This window comes from Embleya sp. NPDC059237, from assembly GCF_042754105.1.
Lineage (GTDB): Bacteria > Actinomycetota > Actinomycetes > Streptomycetales > Streptomycetaceae > Embleya.
Genome location: NZ_JBHZAE010000013.1, coordinates 320,695 through 332,109, shown reverse-complemented (window position 1 = coordinate 332,109; position 11,415 = coordinate 320,695). Strand labels below are relative to the sequence as shown.

8 protein-coding genes and 6 pseudogenes are annotated in these 11,415 nt (G+C 71.7%); 11 read left to right on the top strand and 3 right to left on the bottom strand.

The features are described from left to right. Window positions 1-975 (top strand): helix-turn-helix transcriptional regulator (locus ACFXKZ_RS35255; protein ID WP_380006085.1); only part of this gene is annotated, 975 nt, incomplete at its 5' end. A gap of 430 nt (window positions 976-1,405) precedes the next feature. Here ACFXKZ_RS35255 and ACFXKZ_RS35250 read toward each other — a convergent pair. Together ACFXKZ_RS35250 and ACFXKZ_RS35245 are read right to left on the bottom strand one after the other, a co-directional pair. Then, window positions 1,406-1,608 (bottom strand): annotated as a pseudogene (locus ACFXKZ_RS35250) (CGNR zinc finger domain-containing protein); the annotation flags it as partial. Between the two features lie 104 nt (window positions 1,609-1,712). Then, window positions 1,713-1,832, bottom strand: a pseudogene (locus tag ACFXKZ_RS35245) (transposase); the annotation flags it as partial. Between the two features lie 100 nt (window positions 1,833-1,932). Between ACFXKZ_RS35245 and ACFXKZ_RS35240 the strand changes: the two are divergent. From ACFXKZ_RS35240 to ACFXKZ_RS35210, 7 genes and pseudogenes are all read left to right on the top strand, one after another. Beyond that, window positions 1,933-2,610, top strand: coding sequence for a response regulator transcription factor (locus ACFXKZ_RS35240; RefSeq protein WP_380006121.1), 678 nt, complete (start codon window positions 1,933-1,935; stop codon window positions 2,608-2,610). 116 nt (window positions 2,611-2,726) lie between these two features. Then, window positions 2,727-3,938, top strand: coding sequence for a sensor histidine kinase (locus ACFXKZ_RS35235; RefSeq protein ID WP_380006083.1), 1,212 nt, complete (start codon window positions 2,727-2,729; stop codon window positions 3,936-3,938). Between the two features lie 97 nt (window positions 3,939-4,035). Then, complete coding sequence (locus ACFXKZ_RS35230) at window positions 4,036-5,670, top strand: S41 family peptidase (RefSeq protein ID WP_380006081.1); 1,635 nt, start codon at window positions 4,036-4,038, stop codon at window positions 5,668-5,670. A gap of 39 nt (window positions 5,671-5,709) precedes the next feature. Beyond that, complete coding sequence (locus ACFXKZ_RS35225) at window positions 5,710-5,952, top strand: hypothetical protein (RefSeq protein ID WP_380006079.1); 243 nt, start codon at window positions 5,710-5,712, stop codon at window positions 5,950-5,952. A gap of 15 nt (window positions 5,953-5,967) precedes the next feature. Further along, a pseudogene (locus ACFXKZ_RS35220) lies at window positions 5,968-6,042 on the top strand (hypothetical protein); the annotation flags it as partial. A 134-nt stretch (window positions 6,043-6,176) separates the two neighbouring features. After that, window positions 6,177-6,482 (top strand): annotated as a pseudogene (locus ACFXKZ_RS35215) (DJ-1/PfpI family protein); the annotation flags it as partial. Continuing rightward, window positions 6,400-6,621 (top strand): annotated as a pseudogene (locus tag ACFXKZ_RS35210) (hypothetical protein); the annotation flags it as partial. The pseudogenes ACFXKZ_RS35215 and ACFXKZ_RS35210, both read left to right, overlap by 83 nt. 277 nt (window positions 6,622-6,898) lie before the next feature. Here ACFXKZ_RS35210 and ACFXKZ_RS35205 read toward each other — a convergent pair. Beyond that, window positions 6,899-7,993 carry a Gfo/Idh/MocA family protein gene (locus tag ACFXKZ_RS35205; protein ID WP_380006077.1) on the bottom strand — a complete coding sequence of 365 codons (1,095 nt, stop codon included), beginning with the start codon at window positions 7,991-7,993 and terminating at the stop codon, window positions 6,899-6,901. 142 nt (window positions 7,994-8,135) lie between these two features. Here ACFXKZ_RS35205 and ACFXKZ_RS35200 point away from each other — a divergent pair, with 142 nt between their 5' ends. From ACFXKZ_RS35200 to ACFXKZ_RS35190, 3 genes and pseudogenes are all read left to right on the top strand, one after another. Beyond that, complete coding sequence (locus tag ACFXKZ_RS35200; protein WP_380006075.1) at window positions 8,136-8,762, top strand: TetR/AcrR family transcriptional regulator; 627 nt, start codon at window positions 8,136-8,138, stop codon at window positions 8,760-8,762. A gap of 344 nt (window positions 8,763-9,106) precedes the next feature. Continuing rightward, the gene (locus tag ACFXKZ_RS35195) at window positions 9,107-11,140 is read left to right on the top strand and encodes a hypothetical protein (protein ID WP_380006073.1); all 2,034 of its coding nucleotides are present in this window, start codon (window positions 9,107-9,109) and stop codon (window positions 11,138-11,140) included. 119 nt (window positions 11,141-11,259) lie between these two features. Then, a pseudogene (locus ACFXKZ_RS35190) lies at window positions 11,260-11,379 on the top strand (IS481 family transposase); the annotation flags it as partial. Window positions 11,380-11,415: the final 36 nt, after the last annotated feature.

Sequence of the window (11,415 nt, the reverse complement as noted above, 5' to 3'; positions counted from 1 at the left end):
TCGACGACGACCTCCAGCCGGCTGCTGGCGCTGCTGTCCATGCTTCAGGCCCGCCGCGACTGGCCGGGCGGCGTGCTCGCCGAGCGGCTGGGCGTCAGCGAGCGAACCGTGCGCCGCGACGTCGACCGGCTGCGCGAGCTGGGGTACCGCGTGCAGGCGGTCAAGGGCCCCGACGGCGGCTACCGGCTCGAAGCGGGCAGCCAGGTGCCGCCGCTGCTGTTCGACGAGGAGCAGGCGGTTGCGCTGGCTGTGGCGTTGCGGATCGCCGTCGGGACGGGCGCGGGCATCGAGGAGGCGGCCGCGCGGGCGCTGGCCGGCGTGCGACAGGTGTTGCCGTCGCGGTTGCGGCAGCGAGTCGACGCCCTCGAGATCAGCGCGGCCGGGCACGGTGTCGATGCGCAGGTCGATACCGGGATCCTGCTGACGCTGAGTTCCGCGGTCCGCGCGGGGGAGGAGCTGCGGTTCGACTACCGCTCACCGGGGCGCACCGAGGATGCCGAGCCGCGCCCGCCTCGCCGGGTGCAGCCGCATCACCTGGTGGCGCGGGCCGGCCGCTGGTACGTCGTCGGCTGGGACCCCGACCGCGGCGACTGGCGGACCTTCCGGGTCGATCGGATGACACCGCGGGTTCCGCATGGGCCGCGGTTCGTTCCCCGTGAAGTGCCGGGCGGCGACGTGATCGCCTTCCTGTCGGCCCGGTTCAAGGGTTCCGAGAGCGCGGACGCCTGGCCGTGCCGTGGCGAGGTGATCCTCGGCCTGCCGGTGGCGGAGGTGGCCCCGTTCGCCGGCGACGGTGTCGTCGAGGAACTCGGCGCCGGCCGGACCAGGCTGACGACGGGATCCTGGTCCTGGGCCGCTCTCGCGGCGGCGTTGGCCCGCTTCGACACCGAGATCGAGGTGGTTGCCCCACCGGAACTGCGCGCGGCGTTCGCGGAGTTGTCCCGTCGCGCCGGCCGCGCCGCAGGGACCGGATAGCACGGCAGCCCACATGCCGGCGCACTCCACGGCCGCGAGGACGGCCGGCCTCGGGACGTTCGGCCGGACCACGACCCCGGAGACGGGTCGGCCTTCCTCTCTCCTCCCGCCGCCTCGCGCCGCCCCCACCCGTCGCCGCGCCTCAGGCGTTCGCGCAGGTCAGGGGCTGTCCTGCGCGAGCAGCCGGGTAACCACGTCGTCGAGGACGGCGAGCAGGTCCGGCAGGGGGTACGTGCAGTCGCCGAGTGCGTGGTGGAGCTCGATGCCGTCGACGGCCGCGTAGACGAACTCGCCGATGACACGCAGGCGTTCGGGATCCGGCAGCGGATGTTCGTCCGAAGTGGCGTCGCCCTGGACGGTGTCGGCGAACGCGCGGACCGTCCAGGCGTTCAGTTTGACGAGCCGGGCGCGCAACGCGTCGTCGTGGAGTCCGAGTACGGCGATGGCGGCGTGTCTTTGCGCGGTTGCCGCAGACGGCCATCGAGCACCAGCGGGCGCGGTGGGCGCGGCTGCGGTCGAGCAGGAACAGCCGGCACTCGTCGTTGGCGCAGGGGCGTAGCCGGCCGGGCAGTTGCGCTCGGTGGCGGCCCAGGCGAGAACCGCCTCGACGGCCGGCCGGACATGCGGCAGCGTCTCGACCTGGGACTGCCGGGCCACGGGCGCCGCGATCGTCCCGCCCGGACCGTCCCGTGATCCGCCTCCAGGCCGACGGCAGCGCCGTGTACACCCTCTCTGCCCTGTGGAGCCACGCCCGCGAACATGCGACCGTCCTTGGGAAAGGGCACGTCGTCGATTGCCCACGCGTTCGGACGCACCAGGGGAAGCAGCCGCTCGGCGATCCGCCGCCGCACCGGCAGTTGGCGCGAGCAGGAGGGCTCCGTGATCGGCCCGGTCGACCCGATGGCCCGGTTAGGCTGCGGGACGCTGGGTCGCCGAGTGTGGGGTGGAGGCGGGGCGTTGCGGGTGCTTGTGGTCGAGGATGACGAGGAGATGGCGCAGGTCGTGGCGGTGGGTCTGCGGCGTGCGCAGATGGCCGTCGATCTCGCGTACGACGGCGAGGCGGCGTTGGAGCGGGTGTTGGGGCCCGATCGCGACGCGTACGATGTGGTGGTCTTGGACCGGGACTTGCCCGGCACGCACGGGGACGATGTCTGTGCGGCGCTGATCGCCGCCGGTGGCCGCAGTCGCGTGCTGATGCTGACGGCCGCGGCCACGGCGGACGACATTGTGGACGGGTTGGGGCTTGGGGCCGATGACTACCTGCCGAAGCCCTTCGATTTTCCGGTGCTCGTCGCCCGGATCGCCGCGTTGGCGCGCCGCTCCCATCCGGCCGTGCCGCCTGTGGTCCGGTGCGGCGATCTGGTCGTCGACACCGGCCGGCGCACCGCCGTCCGGGGCGGTCGGCCGCTGGTGCTCACGCCGAAGGAGTTCGGCGTGCTCGAACTGCTCCTGGCCGCAAGGGGTCGCGCGGTCTCCGCCGAGGAACTGCTCGAGCGTGTCTGGGATGAGACGGCCGACCCCTTCACCAGCGCGGTGAAGATCACCGTGAGCCGGCTGCGGGCCAAGCTCGGGGCGCCGCCGGTCGTCGAAACGGTCGCCGGCCGGGGCTATCGGATGCTGGGAGAAGTCGCCTGAGCGGGATGGCGGGCCGGGCCGGCCGGCCGATCCCGCGGACGTTCCTCCGTGGGCTCGGTCGCCTCACCGCCGGGATCGTGCGCTCCGGTCGGCCCCGCGGTACCGTGCGGTTGCGGTTGACCGCCCTGTACGGCGGGCTGTTCCTGGTTTGCGGTGCGGCGCTGTTGGCGATCACCTACGCGCTGGTGGCCGGCGCCCTGGAACGTCCGCCCGCGGTGGTCAAGCGTGAGGTGAGTGCCGGCGCTCCGACCGGCGGCGCTCCGACTGTCAACGCTCCGGCGCCCGGCGACGGAGCGGGGCCGAACGCAGGGCCCGGTGACCCGGCCGCCGCGGACTCCCTTCAGCAGGAGGTCCGGCGGACCGTCGACCACCAAAAGTCGGCCATGCTGCACACCCTGATCGTCCAGTCCGGATTCGCACTGGGGCTGATGGTGGTGACATCCGTGCTGCTCGGATGGGTGGTGGCCGGTCGCATTTTGCGCCCGCTGCGGACCATCACCTCCACCGTGCGGGACATCTCCGCCACCAGCCTGCAACGGCGTCTTGCCCTGGACGGACCGCGGGACGAACTCCGGGAGCTGGGCGACACGTTCGACGCGTTGCTGGCCCGGCTCGAGGGATCATTCCAGGCGCAGCGGCAGTTCGTCGCCAACGCCTCCCACGAGCTGCGTACGCCGCTGGCCCGGCAGCGTGCGCTGGGCCAGGTCGCGCTGGCCGACCCCGAGCCGAGCATCGCGTCGCTGCGTACCGCCCACGAGCGCATACTCGTTGCGGGGGAGCAGCAGGAGCGGCTCATCGAAGCGCTGCTCACCCTCGCCCGCGGCCAAGCGGGCGTCGACGTGCGCCGCCCGGTCGACCTGGCCCGGCTCGTCGCCGAGAGCGTGGTCGGATGCGGCACGGACGCCGCGGCCCGGCTCGTCACGCTGCGCCCGTCGCTCGACGTGGCCGTCACCGCAGGTCATCGGGCGCTCGTCGAACGGCTGGTCGCCAATCTGCTCGACAACGCGATCCGTTACAACACGCCCGGCGGACACGTCGACATCGGCACCGCCACGGAGAACGGCCGCGCCGTGGTCACCGTCGCCAACACCGGGCCTGTCGTACCCGCGGACGCCGTCGAACGGATCATCCGGCCGTTCCAACGCCTCGACGCGACCCGCCCGGCCCGCAACGTGCGCACCGCCGACGCCGCGGGCCTCGGCCTGGGCTTGTCCATCGTCGCGGCAATCGCGTCCGCCCACGACGCCGCGTTCACCGCCGCCGCGCGCCCCGACGGCGGCTTGGCGGTCACCATCGCCTTCCCCGCGGCGGCGACGAAACCGCCGTGAAACCGGCCGCTCGGTAGAACTTCCGTCAGCGCGGCAGGCGCACCGACAGCGGTGCCGCCGCGTCCGCAGGACTGACGCGAGTTCGGGAGCAGCCCAGATGAGCAACGACATGCCCACCATCGACACAATCGCCCAAGCCGTTGCGGCCGAATCCGCTCCGGCAGCGCCGACCGGGATCGACGAATGTGCACCTGCGGAAGCCGAGGGCGGGCGGCGCCAGGACCCGGCGCCCGACGCCGGGCCGGTCGGCCGAGGGCGCGGGGACCGGCGCCGGGCGCTGACCCGAAAGCGGCGCCTGCCGGCAGCCACGGGCGTGACCGTACTGGTTGGCGGCCTGGTCGCCGGGGGCATCCTCGTTCCGGACTTCACCGCCTCGGCCGACTCGGCGGGCCGGCCCGCCGCCTGCGTCGCACAGGATCCGACCCGACCCCAACCGCCCGCGCAGGCACCGATCCCCACGTCCGTCGCTACCGTGCAGCAGGCGTACTACTGCCTGTTCGACAACTACTACGGCGGCTCGCGACTCGACGACCGCATACTGCTCCAGTACGCCTTCCAGGCCGTCGTCCGCGAACTACGCAAGCGCGGTTGGGACCAGCCGAACGCCGTGCTGCCCGCCCTGACCGGTCACCGCGACAAGGACTGGGCGCGCTTCGGCAAGCGCCTCCAAGAGATACTGGACGCGGTGCCGAACGACCGGGCGCTGCGCTCGTCCCTCGCCGTCGTCGCGATCCAGGGCATGCTCGCCGCCCTCCACGACAATCACGCGGGTTACCAGGCGTCCGGCGCCGTCCCGGGCCCGGGCGTTCCCCGATGGGGCCTCGGCGTCAGCCTGAACTACGCACTGCCACGCCCCGAGACCGCGCCGGACTTCACCGGACCGCTGTTCGCCACCGCGGTCGCCGCGGGCAGCCCCGCCGCCGTGGCCGGACTCGCGCCCGGCGACATCATCGAGTCGGTGAACGGCGTCCCGGCCTTCACCAGCGGCAAACTCAACCCGGGAGTCTTGGACCTGCTGCGCCCGCCCGCTCCGCAACGCACCCCGGTGACGCTGGCAATAAGCCGTCCCGCGACCGGTGAGACGCGGCAACTGACGGTCACCCCTGGCGAGTTGCCCCCACCGCCGCAACCGCGCGTGGACGCCGCGGTGTTGGACGGCGGCATAGCTCGGATCCGCTTCGACGCCTTCTACCCGGGCGTCGCCCAAGAGATCCTCAAGGCCATCGCCGATCTCCGGGCGACGACGACGCTCACCGGCGTGATCTTCGACGTACGCGGCAACCGCGGCGGCGTCGCCGACGAAGGCAACATACTGCTGGGTGCCTTCATCCACGACGCGACGGTCCTCTCCTTCTGCGACGCCAACGGCCGCTGCGACGCCCAGCGCGTCGACGACAGCACCCCGCTGCTGCACCTGCCGATGGTCACCCTCACCGACGACGGCTGCGCCTCCGCCTGCGAGGCGTTCGCGACCGGCGTCAAGGACCTGCGCCTGGGCACCCTGATCGGCACCCGCACCGCGGGCGTGAACTCCGGTCCCGCCCGGTTGTACGCGCTCGCCGACAACACGAGCGCGATCCGCTTCCCCTCGCAGCGCGCCATCGGCGCCAACGGCGAGATCGTCGACGGCATCGGCGTACCCCCCGACATCTACGCGCCGCTGACCGCCGCGGACCGCTCCACCGGCAAGGACCCGGCCCTCGCCCAGGCGATAGCGTTCCTCAAACACTAGTCACCTGGGCCGCGCGTAGCCCCCCACCGCCTGCCCGAGATGGAACGCCCAACGAACGAAGCCTTCCAACTCGCCGCCCAGACCGCCCAGTTGGTCCCGATCCAGGGCCGGCTGACGGTATGGGCAGGCGAGGTGGAAGTCGAACGCCGCCCCGACCTCCTCACCCGCCGCCACACGGCCGAACAAACCCTGCAAACCCTGCAACGCCACGGCCCCGCCTGGCAGGCCGCCCGCGCGGAACTCCTCGCCGTCCTCACCGAGGCGCGCGAGGCCACCGCGTGACCTGGGCCCGGGAGTGTGCGCGACCTCCTCATGGAATGCGGCCGGCGAGGTCCGGTCGGCGGCCGGGAGGACATGATCGGCGACATCGCGCCGGCCCTGTCCGCGTGGGCGACCCGTGCCCGCGCCGGTGCCGAATCCGTCGGGGCGGGCCGTGGCGTGATGTGTGGGTTGTCCGTCGTTGATGCCGTTCGTGCAGGTCAGGCAGCCTTGCGGGCATACGTCGGGTGGTTTTTGTGGTGTACGAGGGGTTCCAGGCGGTCGACCTGGTCGGTCCGCATGCGGTGTTCGATTACACGCGGCAGGCGGCCGGCGGCTACGACTGCCGATTGGTGGCGCCACGCGCCGGTGTGGTCCGCTTCTCCAGCGGCCTGCCGATGCTCGCCGAGTGTGGCATCGACGAGTTCGCCCCCGAGGGATTGGACACCCTTGTCGTGGTGGGAGGACCGGGTGTCGACGACGCGCGCCGCGACCCCGAACCGGTCGCGTGGATCGCCGCGGCCGGGGCCAGGCGGGTGGCGTCGGTGTGCAGCGGGGACGCTCCTGCTCGCCGCCACGGGATTCCTCACCGGGCGACGGGTCACCACGCACTGGGCCCGCGCGCGGCAACTCGCCGACGAGCATCCCGAGTCGACGGTGGACTGCGACCCGATCTTCGTCCGGGACGGTCCGGTGTGGACCTCGGCCGGGGTCGGCGCCGGCATGGACCTCGCGCTCGCCCTGGTGGAGGACGACCACGGCCCGGAACTCGCGTCGGCCGCCGCGCACGCGTGGCCGAACAGGGCCCGGCCCCATCGCAGCCGGGGTGCCGAGTGGCCGATCCCGGGATGCCTCGGTGCGGAGGGTTCGCCGTTGCCGGGCCCTCGACCGGGACACGCCTTCGAGTATCGAGGGGACGTCGAGCGGGTGGCGGCCGAACCGAATCCGGGGGCGGAATCAGCGGCCGGGATCAGGCCCGGAGGCGGGGTCGGGGTGCCTGCTCGAGGAGCGTGTGCAGTTCCCGGGCGGCGTGGAAGTCGGGTGTGGTGTGCGTGCCTTCGCGAAGGTCGGCGGCGAGCCGCTCGTACACCCGCGCGACGTTGGCCGCCTCGATCGGCAACGCGTCGGCGGGGTCCCGGTCGAGCGCGACGGGCGTCCACTCCGGCCGTTCGGCTCGGGATTCGTACAGGTCGAGTCGGCCGATCTGGATCTGCGCGGCCCACGGGTCGCGTTCGGGCGCGGAGGTCAGGAGAAGGTTCGACGCGGTGCCGGCGATCTCGACACGCGTCCCTGGAATGGCCGTGGCGCCGTCCCGCAGGTGGACGGACACGACCGCGCCGCCGTCGACTTCGGCGTGGGTGAGGAACTGGTCGGGCGCGGTGACGGTGATCGGCGCGCCGGTTTCGGCGACACGATGCCCTTCGGTACGTATGGCCGTACGCATCGATGGGTCGCGGATCGGTCCGAGCAGGAACCGCACGAGATCGAGGGCGTGTCCGCCGAGGACCTCGACCAGACCGGCGCCGTTGCGGTGGTCGTAGGTGTAGGCCGTCCAGTCGGGGACGTCGCGCGTGTTGCCCTTGGCGCGGGAGCTGTACACGGTCGCCGACTGCACGGTGCCGAGTCGGCCTTCGGCGATCGTCGCCCGCGCCCTGAGTACGGCCGGCGAGAACCGGGCCTGCAGGCCGACGGTGGCGTGGACGCCCGCCCGCCGCGCGGCGGCGGCCAGGGTGGCGGCCTCGTCGGCCGTGGTGGCCAGGGGCCATTCGCAGTACACGTGTTTGCCGGCGTCGAGCGCGGCGGTGACCAGCTCGACGTGTGCCGGCACCTTCACCGCGACCACCACGAGGTCGACGTCGGGATGCACGGCGAGCCGGCGCGCGTCGGTGAACGCGTGGCGGGCGCCGAATCGCACGCGCGCGGCCTCCGCGCTGTCCTCGCGGGTGGTGGCGACGGCCGCGAGTGTGAAGTGCGCCGACGCGGTGATCGCGGGGATGTGCGCGCGGGCGGCCCACCCTCGATCCGGGTTCGCGCCGAGGATTCCGACGCCGATCGGCTCGCGCATGCTCGTACCTCCATAATCGGGTCATGATGTTCCGTTTACTCACGATAGCAGAACCGGAACATGATGACCCGCTTGCCTGCCTCGCCCGGGTCGGACCGGACCGGACCGGACCGATCCACGGCATACGGCCTAAGCTGCGGTCGTGCACGAATCCGCAGTCACCGCGCTGCTCGCAGAGGGCGAGACCCGCCCGCGCGCGGACGCACGACGCAACGTCGAGCGCCTTGTCGCCGCGACCCGCCGGGCCTTGGACGAACAGGGACTCGCCATCACCACCCGCGACATCGCGCAACGCGCGGGCGTGGGCCTGGGCACGCTGTATCGCCGGATCCCGTCATTGGACGCCCTGCTCGCCGCCATCCTCACCGACACCATCGACGAGATGACCGAACGGGCCCGGACCGCGCTCGACGCCCCCGACGCGTGGCAGGGGTTCGTCGAGTTCGCCGAGGCGTACGTACGACTACGCACGTCGAGCTGCGGCCTGCACGACGTGTTGTCCGGCCGCGGCGAGGACCGCCTGGACCTGGAGCCGCACATCGCCCGCCTCGGAGCGGCGGTCCGTCACCTGGTCCGACGGGGCCAACGAACCCGCGTCATCCGCGACGACATCGACTGGCGCGACGTCCCCTTCGTACTCGCCACGGCCATCCCCACCGATCACACCATCGGCCTCGAACCGAGCGCCGACCAATGGCGCCGAAACCTGCGCATCATCCTGACCGGCCTGCGCGCACCGACCGACGCCGAGCCCCGCGGCACGGGGTAAGTGACCGTCGCCCGGGGAGCGTCGGCGGTGGCGAGGGTGTTCCAGTGCGGGTCGGGCCACAACGTCGCCAATACGAGAACGGGGCGACGCGCCGGGTCGGTAGCAAGCCGTCGCCGTCGTGTGGACCGGCGCTGCCGACCGGGTGATGTGGGTCGGATGACATGAATAGGGCGATACCGATTGTGCGATGCCGATTCGTTGTATGACTCGCGTCGTCGGTTTGGCCGAACATGCCCTCGGATCGAGGCTGTTCCGCGCATGATCGACGGATGCGCGCTCGTGGGGGGCGCGGCGGATGCGTCCGGTGGAGCCGTGACGGGCGTGAAGTGGGGATGGTGGGGGACATGACGGCGTGGTCGTGGGCCGCGGCGCGCGTTCGGACGGCGGTGGTGCTCGCGGTGGTTGTGGCCGTGGTCGCCGGATGCACGTCGGGCGGCGGAGGCGATGGCGACGGCAAGGGCTCCGTCGAGGCGGCCAACCCCCAAGGGGGCGTGTCCGTTTCGGCACCTGCCAAGGCGTTCAAGGGGGCTTCGCCGGTCCTGCACCTGAGTACCGTCGACGACGCGCCGCCGCCGAGCGGCCCGTACAAGCTCTTCGGCAAGCCGACCAGGATCGAGGTACGGGGCGGCGAACTCGCCAAGGGACGGGCCGTGGTGACCCTGGACTATCCGGCCGAGGCCACGCCGCAACAGGTCGAAAACCTAAGGGTGTTGCGCTACGAGGGCGACGAATGGCAGGCACTGACGCCGGAACATGTGGACACGGCACGGCATCGGGTCTCGGTGGGCACGGACCGCTTCTCGCTCTGGGGAATCGGCTGGTGGGACGTCGAAAGCGCGATCGCGACGACCGTGACCAAGGCGAGGAACCTGCTGAGCACCGACGGCGTCCTGGGCATCGGCAAGCGCGTGGCGAATCCGCCCACCGTCGAGTGCGCGTACCCGGCGCTCACCCTCGCCCTCGACGTCGAGAAGTTCGTACCGGGCGCCATCACGTGCACCGGATTCGATGTCACCGACGCGTCGCGACGAACCCTCGATCTGTACGTGAGCAATCCGCACTTCACACCCTTCCTGCTTGATCTGCCCACCGGCGTCCGGTTCGTCGAGGCCAAGCCGGACCCCGACAATCCGTATACGCTCCTGGCCCGGACCATGGCTGCGGCCCAGAACCTGCCCGTCGCGTTTCTGCCCGCCGGCGGCATGATCCGACTCAAGGTCGACCTGTCGAAGCTGACGCCCGGCGCCGCGATCACCGCAACCCTGGACGCCGCGACCCCGCTGTTGGATCTGGCCACGGCCACCTTCAAGGGCATGCTGCCCGCCGAACCGACCGATCCCGTGGTCCGGGCGGTGGCGGTGAGCCACGAGGCCGCCGAGGCGTTCGCCTGCCTGTACAAGCACGGGACGGAGATCTCCAAGCTGGCGAACCCCTCCGCCGCCGACATCACCGGTCGACTCGTCGCGGGCGCACGCGAGTGCGGTGACGCGATGCGCAAACTCGGCACCCGACTCGCCGTCGCCGTCAGCCACCAGGGCTGGAGCCCGGAACAGGTCGCATCGGCCGCCGGCAAGGAGATCGAGGAGTTGTGCGAGAAGCACTGCCCCGGGATGATCCGGGCGATCCTGGCGACATGGGAACACGAACCCCTGCTCATGGAAGTGGGGGCCTCCATCGCCGAAGGAGCGAACGGATTCAAGGTGTACCGCCTGGGACTTGCCGCCGCCGAACCGCCGTTCGCCCGCCTCGCCGAGGTGCTGCCCGACGGAAACATCCCCGGATTCACCGTGAGGCCACCGATCGTCGACAACAACAACCGCTTCGGCGGCGGCACACTGGAGACCGTGCCCAACCCCGGCACCCCGTGCGTGGACCAACTCAAAGGCAAGCACTGGGACACGTGGCTCCATCCCCAACCCCGATTCGCCGCGAAGTCCTATCTCGCCGACGACATCGCCACCACGGTCACCCTCTGGTATGTCCGCAACGACTTCCGGGACCTCACCAGGGATTACTTCGTACAACTCGTCGGCAGCGGCAAATGCACCCTCAAGCCGACGGGCAGATACCAGGAAAACGAGGAGCAGACCTCCGAGCCTTATCCGGGGCCGCGCGTCAAGGGCCTGGCCGACTTCCGCGAATTCCTCACCTACGTGCCGAACGCCGACGGCTTCCACACCCGCCCCCGCGCCGCGCTGTACGACCCCGGCACCGGCGTACTCGCACTGATCGAGGGCAAGGTGGCCGACTCCACGGCTTCGGAGGAACACATGCCCCCGACCCTGGACGCCCTCAAGCGTCGCGTCGGCAGCCAACTCGAATACCTCATCCACCGCCTCGACGACCAACTCGGTACACAGTTCGTCCCGGCGAACTGACACCACGGCCACGCGACGGGCACCGAAAAGGCGGCCGGGTGAACCACTTGCCGGCCCCGGCCGCCGCAGTGTTCTGGGAAGGGTCGGCCACCCCGGACCCGAGAGCGCGTCCTCACCGTACGGAGCGACGCGAAGCCTTCCCCGCCTGGCTCCACACCTACGATCACCACCACGGACACACCGCGCTCGGCGGCCACCCACCCGCCGGCCGCGTCACCGATCGCACGGGTGGATACACCGAGGACGCAAGCCGAGCGCGAGGCAACGGAGTTGTC

Excerpts from the sequence above, each read along its gene's own strand:
- ACFXKZ_RS35230 (WP_380006081.1), top strand. The coding sequence starts at position 4,036 with ATGAGCAACGACATGCCCACCATCGACACAATCGCCCAAGCCGTTGCG.
- ACFXKZ_RS35225 (WP_380006079.1), top strand. The coding sequence starts at position 5,710 with ATGGAACGCCCAACGAACGAAGCCTTCCAACTCGCCGCCCAGACCGCC.
- ACFXKZ_RS35205 (WP_380006077.1), bottom strand. The coding sequence starts at position 7,993 with ATGCGCGAGCCGATCGGCGTCGGAATCCTCGGCGCGAACCCGGATCGA.
- ACFXKZ_RS35195 (WP_380006073.1), top strand. The coding sequence starts at position 9,107 with ATGACGGCGTGGTCGTGGGCCGCGGCGCGCGTTCGGACGGCGGTGGTG.